Here is a 13,008-nt window from a genome sequence, read left to right on the forward strand (position 1 = left end):
GCTTTTCTGCGTCTGGGCGCGGCGTCGGCCGCGGCGGCATGGGCAGGATCTTCCAACGGAACTGTGATCGGCGCGGCCGAGGTGGAAGGCCATGGACCTCCTGGCGCTCAGTATAGGTAAATGATACCTTAAGAGCGGGAGAGGCCCCGCCGCGGCGGGATGAGGGAGGTGTCCCATGGACATGCCGGTCGAACGCGTGCCCGAAGCGCCGATGAACCCCGACCTGGACGACGTGATGGCGGCCCTGTCGCCGCTGGACCCGCAGGAGTCGCTCGACCTGCACCGCGCCATCAACGAACGGCGGGCGTCGATCGAGAACGCCGAGCTGCTGCGGCGCCTGCGGTCGCTGTAGGGACCCGCCCCGGCCGCTGTCATCCCGGTTGGGGAGAGCCCGCCGGGACCCGTAGACTCCACGTCACAAGCCGACCAGCGCCGCCGCTGCATCGTCGCAGGGCGCGCGCCTGGCGGCGAGACCGGGATGACGGCGCGGAGGACAGGCGTGGAGGAGGTTAGCCCTCGTAGCCTTCCGGCAGGTCGTCTTCCTTCAGGAGCTCGTCCTTCGAGACGGCCTTGTCGTCGACCTTGGCCTTCGAGACGATCAGGTCGACCACCTTGTCCTCGAAGATCGGCGCGCGCAGCTGGGCCTGGGCGTTCTGGTTCTCGCGGAGCAGGTTGAACACCTGCTGCGCCTGGGCGCCGTACTTCATGGCCTCGCGGCGGATGGCCTCGGCCAGTTCCTGCTCGGTCACGGTGACGTTGTTGGCGCGGCCGATCTCGGCCAGGACGAGGCCCAGGCGCACGCGGCGCTCGGCGATGCGGCGGTATTCCTTCTCGAGCTGCTCGTCGGTCTTCTTGGCGTCGTCCTCGGGAAGCTCGCCGGCCTCCTTGTCCTGCTGCACCTGCTGCCAGATCGCGGCGAACTCGGCCTCGACCATCTTGGGCGGCAGCGGGAAGTCGTGCTTCTCGTCGAGCTGGTCCAGGAGCGCCCGCTTCAGCTTGAAGCGCGAGGCGCCGGCGTACTGCTGCTCGAGATTGCCCTTCACCAGCTCCTTGAGCTTCTCGAGGTTCTCGACGCCCAGGCGCTCGGCCAGCGTTTCGTCGGCGGCGGAGTCCACCGGCGCGCGGACCTCCTTCACCTTGGTCTCGAACTCGGCGTCCTTGCCCGCCAGGTTGGCGCCCTGGTACTCGGCGGGGAACGTCACCTTCACGGTGAGCTCGCTGTCCGGCTTGGCGCCGATCAGCTGGTCCTCGAAGCCGGGGATGAACTGGCCCGAGCCCAGCACCAGCGGGACGTCCTCGGCCGTGCCGCCCTCGAACGCCTCGCCGTCGATGCGGCCGATGAAGTCGATGACGATCTGGTCGCCCTCCTTGGCCTTCACCGACTTGCCAGTGCGCGGCTCGTAGGTGCGGTTCTGCTTGGCGAGGTCGGCGATCGCCTCGTCCACCTCGGCGTCGGTGGGCGTGTAGACGGGTCTCGACAGGCTGAGCGTCGCCGCGTCCACCGGCTGGAAGTCCGGCATGATGTCGATGGCGAGCTCGTAGGCGAGGTCCGCCTTGCCGTCCATCACCGCCTCGATGTCGCCCTCGGGCTTGAGGTCGGGGTCGCTCGCGGGGCGCAGGTTGTTGTCGTCCAGCACCTTCTGGGTGGTTTCCGTCAGCGCCTGCTGGACGACCTCGCTCATCAGCGCCTTGCCGTAGAGCCGCCGCACGTGGGCCGGCGGCACCTTGCCGGGCCGGAAGCCCTTGATGTTGAGCGTCGGGGTGATCTCGGCGATGCGGGTCTCGAGGCGCTCGGCCAGATCCTTCTGCGGCACCGTGACGCCGTAGACGCGGCTTAGGCCTTCACCAGACTTCTCAACGATCTGCATCGACATCTTCAGCTTCCCGGACCGCGCGCGGCGTCGCGCCGTGTCCGCCCTTTCACGTCAAACGGGAGTAGCCGCCGAAGAGGCCCCGGCGGCGCGAAGGCGTCCTTATGTCACGGCGTGCGGGCGGGTGAAAGCCCCCTGCCCCTTGACGCCGACCGCCCGGCCCGCAATGGCAGGCGCGGCCTCCACGCGGATGTGGCGGAATTGGTAGACGCACTGGATTTAGGTTCCAGCGCCGCAAGGCGTGGAGGTTCGACTCCTCTCATCCGCACCACGCCCCGGCGTGCGGGGTGACAGCCGCGGCGGCGGCGCGGTAAAGCCGCGCCATGCCGTCGGGCGTCCTCTTCGTGCACAACAACTTCCCGGGCCAGTTCCGGGACCTGGCCGAGACCCTGGCGGCGCGCGGCGTTCGGACGCTGGCGATCGGCCAGGATCACGCCCGCGGCCTGCCGCCGACGCGGATCGCCCGCTATTCGCTGCCACGCGGCACCACGCCGGGCATCTTCCCGCTGGCGGTTCGCGCCGAGGCTGACCTCCTGCGGGGACGAATGGCCTACGACGCGGCGAAGGCGCTGCGCGCCGAAGGGTGGGACCCGCAGGTGATCGTGGGGCACCCCGGCTGGGGCGAGATGACGTTCTTGTCCGAGGTCTTCCCGGCGGCCCGCCAGATCGGCTTCGCCGAGTTCTGGTATCACGGCCGCGGCTACGACGTGGGCTTCGACACCGAGTGGTTCCCGGTCGAGGAGGAGCAGGCGCTGCGGGTGCGGGCGAAGAACCCGGTCATGGCGCTGAGCTACGCCGGCTGCGACGCCATCGTGGCGCCCACCCCGTTCCAGGCGAACGCCCTGCCTCCCGTGTTCCGCGAGCGCGCCCGCGTGATCCACGAGGGCGTCGACGTGGAGCAGATCCGCCCGGGGCCGGCGGAGCCCTTCGCCCTGGACGACGGGCGCGTGATCGCGCCGGGCACGCCGGTGATCACCCACGTGAACAACCACATGGAGCCGCTGCGGGGCCTGCACATCCTCGCCCGGGCCCTGCCCCGGCTGCTGGCGGAGGTTCCCGACGTGCAGGTGATCATCATCGGAGAGACCGCGGACCGCCCCTATGGCGGCTCCCCGCCGGACGGCCGCACCTGGAAGGAGGTCTGCTTCGACGGCGTCGCCTACGATCCCGCGCGGGTCCACTTCCTGGGCCGCGTGCCGCACGCCCGGATGCTGGCGGCGCTGCGGCTGGGGGCGGCGCACGTCTACTACACCTACCCCTTCGTCCTCTCCTGGTCGCTGGCCGAGGCGATGGCGAGCGGCTGCTACGTGATCGGCTCTGACACCGCGCCGCTGCACGACGCCGTGGAGGACGGGGTGAACGGAACCCTGCTGCCGTTCTTCGACGTGGCGGCGCTGTCCGAGGCGATGATCGCGGCGTGTCGTGAGCCACAGGCGTTCACAGGGCTGCGCGCGGCCGCCCGGGCGACGGCGGTCGCGAAGTTCGACCGGGCGAAGGGGCGCGAGGCCTGGCTGGCGCTGCTGCGGGCGTTCGGGGTGGAGATCCCGGGGTAGCGGGGGCCGTGGGGCGCCACGCGCTCCAGACAACCAACCGTCATCCCCCGGCTTGTCCGGGGGATCCACTGGGCTGGGCGCCGGACCGTCGCGCGCCGAGGGTTGCCACCGAGTCACAGCCCAGTGGGTAGCCCGGACGAGCCGGGCCATGACGGGATTTGTTGGCGGGCTCCGGAAAGACAATCCACCGTCATCCCCCGGCTTGTCCGGGGGATCCACTGGGCTGGGCGCCGGACCGTCGCGCGCCGAGGGCCGCCACCAAGTCACAGCCCAGTGGGTAGCCCGGACGAGCCGGGCCATGACGGGGGGCGGTGGAGGGCCGGCGGGGGCTAGCCGCAGCGGACTTCCTTGATGAGGCCCGTGCCGGCGTCGAAGAAGAAGTTCAGGCGCTCGGCGTTGTAGTCCATCGTGACCGGGCAGGTGGTGCAGGCGACGCGCTGGCGGTTCGGGTCCAGCGGCACGGGGACCTCGCTGCGCGGCCGGCCGACCAGGTGCTGGTGCTGGCGGGCGCCGCAGGTGTCGGGCGGCGGGGGCGGTTCGGGCGCGGGGCTCGCCGGCGGCGGCGGGGCGGGCGGCGGCGCGGACGTCGGCGGCGCGGAGGTCGAGCATCCCGCAAGTCCCAGTACGACCGCCGCCAGCGCCAACCGCTTCATGCCTGCTTCTCCCAGCCCCGGGCCTGCTGCTTCCAGTAGGACACCGGATGTCCCTTCGCCTTCGCGGACCGGAACTGCGCCCTCGCCGCCTCGAGCTGGGCCTGGTCGGCTCCGTCGAAGATGACGATGCAGCGCTGGTAGCCCGCGAGGTCGCCGGGTTCGGCGCCGTCGACGAGGAACAACGCATCGGCGGCGTTGGGGTTGTCGGCGCGCGTGGTGAGCAGGATCGGCTGGCGCGCGGCGTTGGGCTCGTCGGCCGGCGCGTGGGGCAGGAAGCTCTCGTCCCGGTAGCTCCAGAGCCAACCGTCCAGGTGGTCGATGCGCTCGGAGGCGGACGAGCGGACGATGGCCTTCCAGCCGCGCTGCAGCGTCTTCTCGAGCAGCTCGGGCAGGGCCTGGTCGAGGCCCGTGCGCTCGAGGTGGTAGAACCAGACCTCGCAGGGCGCGTCAGCCATCCCGGCCCTCCAGGCGCGCGGCAAGGCTCTCGATGGCGCCGGCGACGGCCTCGGCGTGGGTCAGCATGGCCAGATGATGCAGCGGAAGGCGCACCACGGGCCAGCCCCTGCGCATCGAGATCTGCGCCTCCTCGACGTAGGCTCCCGAGAGCTGCAGGTAGGCGGCGGGAACGGTCAGTTCCAGTTCGGGCGCGAGTTCCTCGAAGTAGCCGACCGGGATGGGCTCCAGTTCCCCGACCAGCGCCGCGCGGAGATCGGCGTCAGGAACCAGCTTCGCCAGCGCGCCCGGCGGCCACCACTGGTCCCAGGCCGGAAGCCGGCCCTCGACGGCGCCCGCCAGCAACTGGGCCGCCAGGGCCGGCGGGGCGGTGTCGAACCACGAGAGCCCCGGGTGGGGCAGGATGGCGTCGCAGTAGATGACGCCCCTCACCTGCCCGCGGGCCAGGGCCGCCACCGAGGGCATGAGCGCGCCGGCGCCCGAATGCGCCACGACGATCGCCGCAGGACCTGCGCCCAGGCTGGCGGCCATGCTGTTGGCCAGCGCCGCGTAGCCGTCGGCGCCCAGCGTCGAGAGCCGCGGCCAAGCCGCCGCCTCGGCCGCCGCTCCGCGCCCGGCAAGGATCGCCGCGACCCGCCGCCACGACAGCGGCCCCAGCAGCGGGCTGTGCAGGAGGACGAGGCGGGTGGTCATCTTCCCCCTTCAGTCGTCATGGCCCGGCTTGTCCGGGCCAGCCATTGGGCCGTGCGCGGGAAGGAAGGCGTCGACGCCGAGCGCGTTCTGGACCGCACAGCCCAATGGATCCCCCGGACGAGCCGGGGGGATGACGTGGGCGGGGGTGCGACGCCCCATCACCCCTCGTACTTGTCGCGCACCATGCGGTTGAGGAGCCGCACGCCGAAGCCCACGGCGCCGTCCGGCACCGTGGGGACCGAGGAGGGCTTCTTCCAGGCGGTCGAGGCGATGTCCAGGTGCGCCCAGGGGACGTTGTTCACATACCGCTGGAGGAAGAGCGCCGCGGTGATCGAGCCACCCGGCCGGCCGCCGGTGTTCTTCATGTCGGCGATCATGGAGTCGATCTGCTTGTTGTAGGCGTCGGGCAGCGGCATGCGCCACAGGCCTTCGTCCTCGGCCTTGCCGGCCTCGAGCAGGTTGGACGCGAGCTCCTCGTTGTTGGCGTAGCAGCCGGCGAGGTCGTTCCCCAGCGCGATGATGATGGCGCCCGTCAGCGTGGCGAGGTCGACCATGAACTTGGGCTTGAAGCGGTCCTGGCAGTACCAGAGGGCGTCGGCCAGCACGAGGCGGCCCTCGGCGTCGGTGTTCACCACCTCGATCGTCTGGCCGGACATGGAGGTCAGCACGTCGCCCGGACGGTAGCTGTTGCCGTCGGGCATGTTCTCGACGAGGCCCAGGATGCCGATGGCGTTGACCTTGGCCTTCCGCCCCGCGAGGACGTGCATGACGCCGGCGACCGTGCCCGCGCCGCCCATGTCCCACTTCATGTCCTCCATGTTCTCGGCCGGCTTGATCGAGATGCCGCCGGTGTCGAAGCACACGCCCTTGCCCACGAAGGCGATCGGCTGCGCCGACTTGTCGGCGGCGCCCATCCACTTCATCACCACGAGCTGGCTTTCGCGGATGCTGCCCTGCCCCACGGCCAGCAGCGAGCCCATGCCGAGCTTCATCATCTCGGCCTCGCCCAGGATCTCGACCTCGAGGCCGAGGGTCTCCAGCGCCTTGGCGCGCCGGGCGAACTCGGCGGGGTAGAGGACGTTCGGCGGCTCGGAGACGAGATCGCGGGTGAAGCTGATGGCGTCGGCCAGGGCGGCGAAGTCGGCGAAGGCGGTCAGCGTCCCGTCGGGATCGTCCGCGGCGACCTCGGTGCGCAGGATCGACGGCTTCTTCTCGGCGGGCTCCTTGGTCCGGTAGCGGTCGAAGCGGTAGCTGGCGAGCCGCACGCCGAACGCGGCGTTGGCCGCCAGCGCGCCGGCGCCTTCCACCCGCAGCACCTCCAGGCCGGACGCCTTGACGGCGTTGTAGGCGGTGGCGGCGGCGTTCTCGGCCCCGACCGCGTCGAACGCCTCCCGCTTGCCGGCGCCCATGAGGACGAGCCGGGCGGCGTCGGTTCCCTGCGGCGCCAGGATGTCGAGCGTCTGGCCCTTGCCCCCCGTGAAGCGGCTCGCGGCGACCGCCTGGGCGACCGCGCCGGTGTGGGGCTCGCCCTCGAAGACGATGCGGGCCACGGCGCATTTCGCAGGAACAGCGGCGCCCGCCGCGACGAATTGGATATCCATGATCTCTTCTCTCGAGGTCTCGGCTTAGGTCTCTGGGCCGCCGACGTAGGGTTGTTGTCTGGCGAAGCGACGCATGGTTTAGAACAGGTCCGCCGCCGGGGCGCGACTAAATCTCCGGGCCATTCGATTTTCGCAAGTGCGCCTCATTGATCGATATCTCCTGCGCCAGTTGCTGGGGCCGGTGGTCCTGGCCACCTTGGCCCTGACGTCGGTCGCGCTGCTCTCGCAGAGCCTGGCGGGGCTCGACCTGATCGTGAACCAGCGCCAGAGCGCGCTCGTGTTCCTGAAGGTGACGCTGCTGTACATGCCGCAGCTCATCAACCTGATCCTGCCGATCGCGGTGTTCGTGGCGGCGCTGGTGGCGCTGAACCGGCTGCACACCGAGCAGGAGATCGTGGTCTGCTTCGCCGGCGGCATGAGCCGCTGGCGCGTGATCAGCCCGGCCATGCGGCTGGCGGCCACGATCGCCTTCCTGGCGCTGCTGATGAACCTGTTCGTGCAGCCCGCCTCGTTCCGGACCCTGCGCCAGGAGCTGTTCGAGGTGCGCACCGACCTGGCCGCCACCCTGGTGCGCGAGGGCGAGTTCACCGAGCCGACGCCCGGCCTGACCGTCTACGCGCAGAGCGTCGACGGGCAAGGAAACCTGCGCAACCTCTTCATCCACCAGGTGAAGCCGGACGGCTCGACGAGCACCTACACGGCCGAGCAGGGCCGCGTCGGGCGCGCCCAGGGTCGGCCGGTGCTGTTCATGCGGAACGGCTCGAACCAGGAGCTGTCGAGCCGCAGCGTCCTGAACTACCTCACGTTCGACGAGTACATCTTCGACCTCGCGCCGCTCTCGCGATCCGACGAACTGATCCACTACAAGCCGTCGGACCGGTGGTTGCACGAGCTGTTCTTCCCCGACCTGCAGCAGGACTGGGAACGGCGGAACCGGCTGGAGCTGCTGGCGGAGGGCAACGCCCGCATCGCCTCGCCCCTCTACAACATCGCCTTCATGGCGCTGGCGCTGAACGCCATCATCGGCGGGGGTTTCTCGCGGCTGGGTTACGGCCGGCGCATCGTGGTGATGGGCGCGATCGCCGCAGCGGTCCGGCTGGTCGGTTTCCAGGTACAGTCCGCCTGCGAGGACGAGGCCTGGCTCAACGTCGCCCAGTACCTGACGCCGATCCTGGCGACCTGGCTCGCCCTGGCCCAGATCTTCCGCCAGAAGGTGAGCCGCCACATCGACATCACCAAGCAGCCGCTGCACCTGACGGGCGCCCGCGCATGATGGGGCGGATCGAGCGCTACATCCTGGGCTACACCCTGCTGGGCGTGACCGCGGCGCTCGCCATCATCTCGTCGGTGGTGCTGCTGATCCAGTTCGTCGAGCTGACCAGCCAGGTGGGAACCCGGGCCGACGTCGGCGCCGACTCGATCTTCCAGCTGACGCTGCTGAAGATCCCCTCGATCATCCAGATCCTCCTGCCGTTCTGCTTCCTGTTCGGCGGCATCGGGGCGTTCGTGGGCCTGAACCGGCGCAGCGAGCTGGTGGCCATGCGCGCGGCGGGGGTCTCGGCGTGGCGGTTCATCTGGCCGTCGGCGGCGGGCGCGTTCGCGCTAGGCCTGGTCGCCGTGGCCGCGCTCAACCCCCTCGCCGCCGCGCTCAGCGCCCGGTTCGAGCTCGAGCGCGCGCGGCTGATGGAGAACTACCTGGGCGACGCGCCGCAGGACATCTGGCTGCGCCAGGGCGACGAGAAGAGCCAGATCGTGATCCACGCCAAGGACCGCGACGTGCGGCGGGGCGTCGTGACCCTGCGCGGCGTCTCGCTGTTCATCTACGAGAAGAGCCCGCGCGGGCAGCCGGAGTTCCGGCGGCGGCTGGAGGCCGAGGAGGCGACCCTGCTGCCCGGCCACTGGCGCCTGCGCAACGTGCGGGAGGCGACGGCGGGCGCCTCGTCGATCCGGTCGGATTCGCTGTCCATCCGCTCCACCCTGGACGAGGAGGCCGCCCTGGAGCGGCTGGCCTCGCCCGAGGCGATCGGGTTCTGGCGGCTGCCGCGGGCCATCCAGCTCACCGAGCAGGCCGGGTTCTCGGCCAACAGCTACCGGCTGCGCCTGCAGCAGCTCCTGGCGACCCCCCTGCTCTTCGCGGCCATGTCCGTCCTGGCCGCCGCCTTCTCGCTCCGGCTGACGCGCCTGGGCGGGCTGGCGGGGCTGGCCGGGACAGGCGTGGCGCTGGGCTTCGTCATGTTCTTCTTCAACCAGTTCGCCGGCGCGCTGGCCAAGGCCGACATCATCCCGCTGTTCGCCGCCGCCTGGGCTCCGGCGGTGGTCGCGCTGCTCGCCGGGGTGAGCCTGCTTTGCTACACCGAAGACGGTTGAATCGTTCGCCTGCGGAGCTATGCATCGCAGGCCTGCAACAAGAGACGCCGCCGCGGCGCGTCACTGGGGATCGAGAGGGTTGATGGTTCCGCGTCGGCGTTCGCCGCGAAGCGCAGGCAAGCGCGCCCTCCTGGCGAGCGCGGCGGTCGCCCTCCTGTGGTCCTCGGCCGTCCAGGCCCAGACTCCGCCCGCGGCCCCGGCCCGGGCCGACGGGCTGAAGCCGGACGAGATGTACATGGAGGCCGACGAGGTCGTCCGCGACGACCAGAACGGCGTGACCACCGCGCAGGGCAACATCGAGGTGCGCTACAACGGCCGCACCCTGCGCGCCGACCGTCTGGTCTACGACGACAAGACCGGGGTGATCCGGGGGTTCGGCAACATCGTCATCGTCGAGGCCGACGGCTCGACCGAGTTCGCCAACGAGATCGTGCTGGACGACGAGATGAAGGCCGGCGTCGCGCTGGGCTTCTCGGCGCGCCTGCAGGAGAACGTGAAGATCGCCGCCGCCAGCGCGGCCAAGCGCAGCGACACGATCCAGGAGCTCAACAAGGCGATCTACACGCCGTGCGAGATCTGCGCCGCGGACGGGACGCCGAAGACGCCCACCTGGTCGATCGCCGCCGAGCGGGTGGTCCGGGACAAGAAGCGGCGGATCGTGACGTACCGCAGCGCGCGCTTCCGGCTGTTCGGGGTCTCGGTGGCCTACCTGCCGGTGTTCTGGCACGCCGACCCGGACGCGCCGCGCTCGTCCGGCTTCCTGGTGCCCAAGGCCTCGGTTTCGGACCGCCGCGGCCTGTCCTACGAGCAGCCGTACTACCTGGTGGTCTCGCCTTCCACCGACCTGACGATCAGCCCGCAGATCAACTCCAAGATCGCGCCGTTCCTCAACGGCCAGGTGCGCAAGCGCTTCTACTCGGGCGACGTGGACATCCGCTTCGGCTACACCCACGCCCGCGACTTCGACGGCAAGGGCAACGAGCTTCCGGGCACGTCCACCCACAGGAGCTACGTCCTGGGCCGGGGCGCCTTCCAGATCGACGAGAAGTGGCTGTGGGGCTTCACGGCCGAACGCGCCTCGGACGACCTCATCTTCGACAAGTACGAGGTGGGCAAGGTCTACGACACGCGCGGGCCCTACATCGCCGACGACCGCCGGCTGATCAGCCAGATCTACTCGATCCGGCAGGACCAGCGCTCGTACTTCTCGGTCGCCGCGATGACCATCCAGGGTCTGCGGCCTGGCAACTTCGACCCGGCCACGGGCTTCGCCTCGGGCGAGAACGACCGGATCTTCCCGGTCATCGGTCCCCTCGTCGAGGGCCACTACGAGCCTGCCGGCACGGTCGCGGGCGGCCGGCTGCGGGTGCACACCAGCGGCGTCGTGCTCAGCCGCGAGCAGTCGCAGTTCTTCCCGGCCGCGCGCCTGCCCGGCCTGGACAGCGCCCGGCTGACCGGCGAGGTCGACTGGCGCCGCTCGTTCACCTCGGCCGCCGGCCTGCGCTTCTCGCCGTTCCTCAACGCGCGCGCCGACGCCTACCGGATCCAGGACATCCTCACCGGCGTCGGCTCGACCACGCGGAAGGACGAGATGACCCGCGGCCTGGCGACCGTCGGGCTCGACATCAACTACCCGTTCTTCAAGCGCCTCAGCGACGCCACGGTCATCGTCGAGCCGATCGCGCAGATCGCCGCCTCGCCCAACGCCAAGCAGGTGATCATCGGCCGCACCGCGGCGGGCGATCCGATCTACCTGAACGAGGACTCCGTCGCCTTCGAGTTCGACGAGACGACGCTGTTCCGCTCGAACAAGTTCCCCGGCTACGACCTCTACGAGGACGGCGTGCGCCTGAACGTCGCCGGCCGCGCCACCGTGATGTGGGACGACGGGCGGCGGGCCAACGTGCTGGTGGGCCGCAGCTTCCGCACAGAGGAGAACGCCGTCTTCACGAACCGGTCCGGCCTGCGGACCAAGGCGTCGGACTGGGTGGTGGCGGCCGACGCCCAGCCCATCCGCGGCCTGTCGGTGTTCGCGCGGGCCCGCCTCGACAACGACACCCTGGACGTCCATCGCCTGGAAGCCGGCCTGAACACCTCGAACAAGTACGGCTCGGGCTTCGTCCGCTACCTGACCGACGACTTCGACATCAACGGCACGAAGCGCGAGAACCTGGACCTGGGCGGCGAGATCTACCTGTCGAAGAACTACGGCGTCAGCTTCTACGGCAACCGCGACCTGTCGCAGGACTCGTGGGTCATCCGCGACGTCGGCGTCTTCTACCGCGACGAATGCCTGCGGGTGGATGTGATCTATCGCCGCGAAGACACGATCATCGGGCGTCTGCTACCCAGTGAATCGGTTTCCGTGCGCCTAACCCTCGCCACATTGGGCGGGTCATTCAATGGCAGGTAGAATGGGGTCTGCAATGCGGTCCCACGAAGGAAGAGACTCTCGTCCATGATGCGTTATCTGACGGGCCCGACAGCGCGGAACACCGCGCTTGCCTGCACGCTGGCGATCCTGGGCGCCGCGCCGGCGGGCGCGCAACAGAGCGATGCGCCGGTGCGCGCCGCGCCGCCCGAGACCGCAGCGCCCGCCCCCGTCCCGCAGCCGACCGGGCTCTCGGAATCGGTGGCCGCCGTGGTCAACGACGACATCATCTCGACCTACGACCTGGGACAGCGGATGCGGCTCCTGATCGCCACGTCCGGCATCCAGCCGACGCAGGAGAACCTGCCCCAGTTCCAGCGCGAGGCGCTGATCTCCCTGGTCGACGAGACCCTGCAGTTCCAGGAACTGCGCCGCGTGGAGCGGGAGCAGAAGATCGACATCGTCGCCGAGGACGAAGAGGTCTTCGAAGAGATCGACGGCATGGCGCAGCAGAACAACATGAGCCGTGACCAGTTCATCGGCTACCTGACGTCGCGCGGCATCAGCCCCGAGACGCTGAAGGACCAGATCCGCGCCAATATCAGCTGGGGCCGCTGGATCCAGGGCCGCTACGGCAGCCGTCTGCGGGTCGGCGACGACCAGATCGCCGCCACCCAGGCGCTGCTGGCGGCGCAGGCCGCCAAGCCGCAGTACGCCATCTCCGAGGTGCTGATCGACGCCAACCGCGTCGGCGGCCTGCAGCAGGCCATGGCCGGCGCGCAGCAGCTGGTGGCCCAGATGCAGCAGGGCGCTCCGTTCCCCGCCGTCGCCCGCCAGTTCTCGGCCCTGCCCACCGCCGCCAACGGCGGCGACGCCGGCTGGGTGAGCCCGGGCGAGGTTCCGGCCGAAGTCGCCGGCGTGCTCGAGCAGATGCGGCCGGGCCAGCTCTCGCAGCCCATCGCGGTGAAGGACGGCGTCTACATCGTCTACCTGCGCGAGAAGCGCGCCGGCGGCGCGACGACCCTGGTCAGCCTGAAGCAGGCCGCCGTCCCGCTCGCCCAGGGCGCCAGCGCCGAGGACGAGGCCGCGGCGCGGGCGAAGCTCGTCGCGCTCAAGCCGCAGATCAAGGACTGCGCCACCATCGAGGCCACGGCCGGGACGGTCGCGGGCGTCATCGGCGGCGACCTCGGCGAGGCCGAGGTGAGCGACCTCGCGCCCCAGTTCCGGGAGGCGGCCGAGAAGCTCGAGGTGGGGCAGATCTCCGACCCCATCCGCACGACGGCGGGCCTGCACCTCGTCGCGGTCTGCGGGCGGCGCAACGCCGGCCAGGCGCAGGTCGACAAGGACCAGATCGAGCGCCGGCTCCGGGGCCAGCAGCTCAGCATGATCGCCCGCCGCTACATGCGCGACCTGCGCAACTCCGCCACCATCGAGCAGAAGTGACGG

General features: G+C 70.4%; 11 protein-coding genes and 1 tRNA gene. 7 read left to right on the top strand and 5 right to left on the bottom strand.

Annotation, left to right across the window (positions count from 1 at the left end):
- Positions 1-175 precede the first annotated feature (175 nt).
- The gene (locus AC2D8W_RS12925; protein ID WP_293482699.1) at positions 176-352 is read left to right on the top strand and encodes a hypothetical protein; all 177 of its coding nucleotides are present in this window, start codon (positions 176-178) and stop codon (positions 350-352) included.
- 157 nt (positions 353-509) lie between these two features.
- On the opposite strand, the gene tig is transcribed toward AC2D8W_RS12925, so the two are convergent.
- Positions 510-1,868 carry a trigger factor gene (gene tig, locus AC2D8W_RS12930; RefSeq protein ID WP_484671880.1) on the bottom strand — a complete coding sequence of 453 codons (1,359 nt, stop codon included), beginning with the start codon at positions 1,866-1,868 and terminating at the stop codon, positions 510-512.
- 189 nt (positions 1,869-2,057) lie between these two features.
- On the opposite strand from tig, the gene AC2D8W_RS12935 reads away from it, so the two are divergent.
- Both AC2D8W_RS12935 and AC2D8W_RS12940 read left to right on the top strand, forming a co-directional pair.
- Positions 2,058-2,142, top strand: a tRNA-Leu gene (locus AC2D8W_RS12935).
- A 52-nt stretch (positions 2,143-2,194) separates the two neighbouring features.
- Positions 2,195-3,424, top strand: coding sequence for a glycosyltransferase (locus AC2D8W_RS12940; protein WP_484671881.1), 1,230 nt, complete (start codon positions 2,195-2,197; stop codon positions 3,422-3,424).
- A gap of 329 nt (positions 3,425-3,753) precedes the next feature.
- On the opposite strand, the gene AC2D8W_RS12945 is transcribed toward AC2D8W_RS12940, so the two are convergent.
- From AC2D8W_RS12945 to AC2D8W_RS12960, 4 genes are all read right to left on the bottom strand, one after another.
- Positions 3,754-4,077 carry a peptidase inhibitor I78 gene (locus AC2D8W_RS12945; RefSeq protein WP_484671882.1) on the bottom strand — a complete coding sequence of 108 codons (324 nt, stop codon included), beginning with the start codon at positions 4,075-4,077 and terminating at the stop codon, positions 3,754-3,756.
- Positions 4,074-4,532 (bottom strand): DNA polymerase III subunit chi, encoded by a 459-nt coding sequence (locus tag AC2D8W_RS12950; protein ID WP_293482707.1) that lies wholly within the window; start codon positions 4,530-4,532, stop codon positions 4,074-4,076. The genes AC2D8W_RS12945 and AC2D8W_RS12950 overlap by 4 nt, the downstream gene beginning before the upstream one ends.
- The gene (locus AC2D8W_RS12955; protein WP_484671883.1) at positions 4,525-5,223 is read right to left on the bottom strand and encodes a hypothetical protein; all 699 of its coding nucleotides are present in this window, start codon (positions 5,221-5,223) and stop codon (positions 4,525-4,527) included. Before AC2D8W_RS12955 ends, AC2D8W_RS12950 begins: the two co-directional genes overlap by 8 nt.
- Positions 5,224-5,381: 158 nt before the next feature.
- On the bottom strand, positions 5,382-6,824 hold the full coding sequence (locus AC2D8W_RS12960; protein WP_484671884.1) for a leucyl aminopeptidase: 1,443 nt from the start codon (positions 6,822-6,824) through the stop codon (positions 5,382-5,384).
- A 136-nt stretch (positions 6,825-6,960) separates the two neighbouring features.
- Between AC2D8W_RS12960 and lptF the strand changes: the two genes are divergently transcribed.
- The 4 genes from lptF (at position 6,961) to AC2D8W_RS12980 (ending at position 13,005) form a co-directional block, all read left to right on the top strand.
- Positions 6,961-8,097, top strand: a complete 1,137-nt coding sequence (lptF, locus tag AC2D8W_RS12965; RefSeq protein ID WP_484671885.1) for an LPS export ABC transporter permease LptF — start codon at positions 6,961-6,963, stop codon at positions 8,095-8,097.
- Positions 8,094-9,191 carry an LPS export ABC transporter permease LptG gene (lptG, locus tag AC2D8W_RS12970; RefSeq protein WP_484671886.1) on the top strand — a complete coding sequence of 366 codons (1,098 nt, stop codon included), beginning with the start codon at positions 8,094-8,096 and terminating at the stop codon, positions 9,189-9,191. The genes lptF and lptG overlap by 4 nt, the downstream gene beginning before the upstream one ends.
- Positions 9,192-9,273: 82 nt before the next feature.
- Positions 9,274-11,604: an LPS-assembly protein LptD gene (locus AC2D8W_RS12975; RefSeq protein WP_484671887.1), complete on the top strand. Its 2,331-nt coding sequence runs from the start codon at positions 9,274-9,276 to the stop codon at positions 11,602-11,604.
- A 45-nt stretch (positions 11,605-11,649) separates the two neighbouring features.
- The gene (locus AC2D8W_RS12980; protein ID WP_484671888.1) at positions 11,650-13,005 is read left to right on the top strand and encodes a peptidylprolyl isomerase; all 1,356 of its coding nucleotides are present in this window, start codon (positions 11,650-11,652) and stop codon (positions 13,003-13,005) included.
- The last annotated feature ends 3 nt before the right edge of the window (positions 13,006-13,008 follow it).

The organism is Phenylobacterium sp. T106 (assembly GCF_057219735.1).

Excerpts from the sequence above, each read along its gene's own strand:
- tig (WP_484671880.1), bottom strand. The coding sequence starts at position 1,868 with ATGCAGATCGTTGAGAAGTCTGGTGAAGGCCTAAGCCGCGTCTACGGC.
- AC2D8W_RS12950 (WP_293482707.1), bottom strand. The coding sequence starts at position 4,532 with ATGGCTGACGCGCCCTGCGAGGTCTGGTTCTACCACCTCGAGCGCACG.
- AC2D8W_RS12960 (WP_484671884.1), bottom strand. The coding sequence starts at position 6,824 with ATGGATATCCAATTCGTCGCGGCGGGCGCCGCTGTTCCTGCGAAATGC.
- AC2D8W_RS12945 (WP_484671882.1), bottom strand. The coding sequence starts at position 4,077 with ATGAAGCGGTTGGCGCTGGCGGCGGTCGTACTGGGACTTGCGGGATGC.
- AC2D8W_RS12980 (WP_484671888.1), top strand. The coding sequence starts at position 11,650 with ATGATGCGTTATCTGACGGGCCCGACAGCGCGGAACACCGCGCTTGCC.
- AC2D8W_RS12955 (WP_484671883.1), bottom strand. The coding sequence starts at position 5,223 with ATGACCACCCGCCTCGTCCTCCTGCACAGCCCGCTGCTGGGGCCGCTG.
- AC2D8W_RS12940 (WP_484671881.1), top strand. The coding sequence starts at position 2,195 with ATGCCGTCGGGCGTCCTCTTCGTGCACAACAACTTCCCGGGCCAGTTC.
- AC2D8W_RS12925 (WP_293482699.1), top strand. The coding sequence starts at position 176 with ATGGACATGCCGGTCGAACGCGTGCCCGAAGCGCCGATGAACCCCGAC.
- lptG (WP_484671886.1), top strand. The coding sequence starts at position 8,094 with ATGATGGGGCGGATCGAGCGCTACATCCTGGGCTACACCCTGCTGGGC.
- AC2D8W_RS12975 (WP_484671887.1), top strand. The coding sequence starts at position 9,274 with ATGGTTCCGCGTCGGCGTTCGCCGCGAAGCGCAGGCAAGCGCGCCCTC.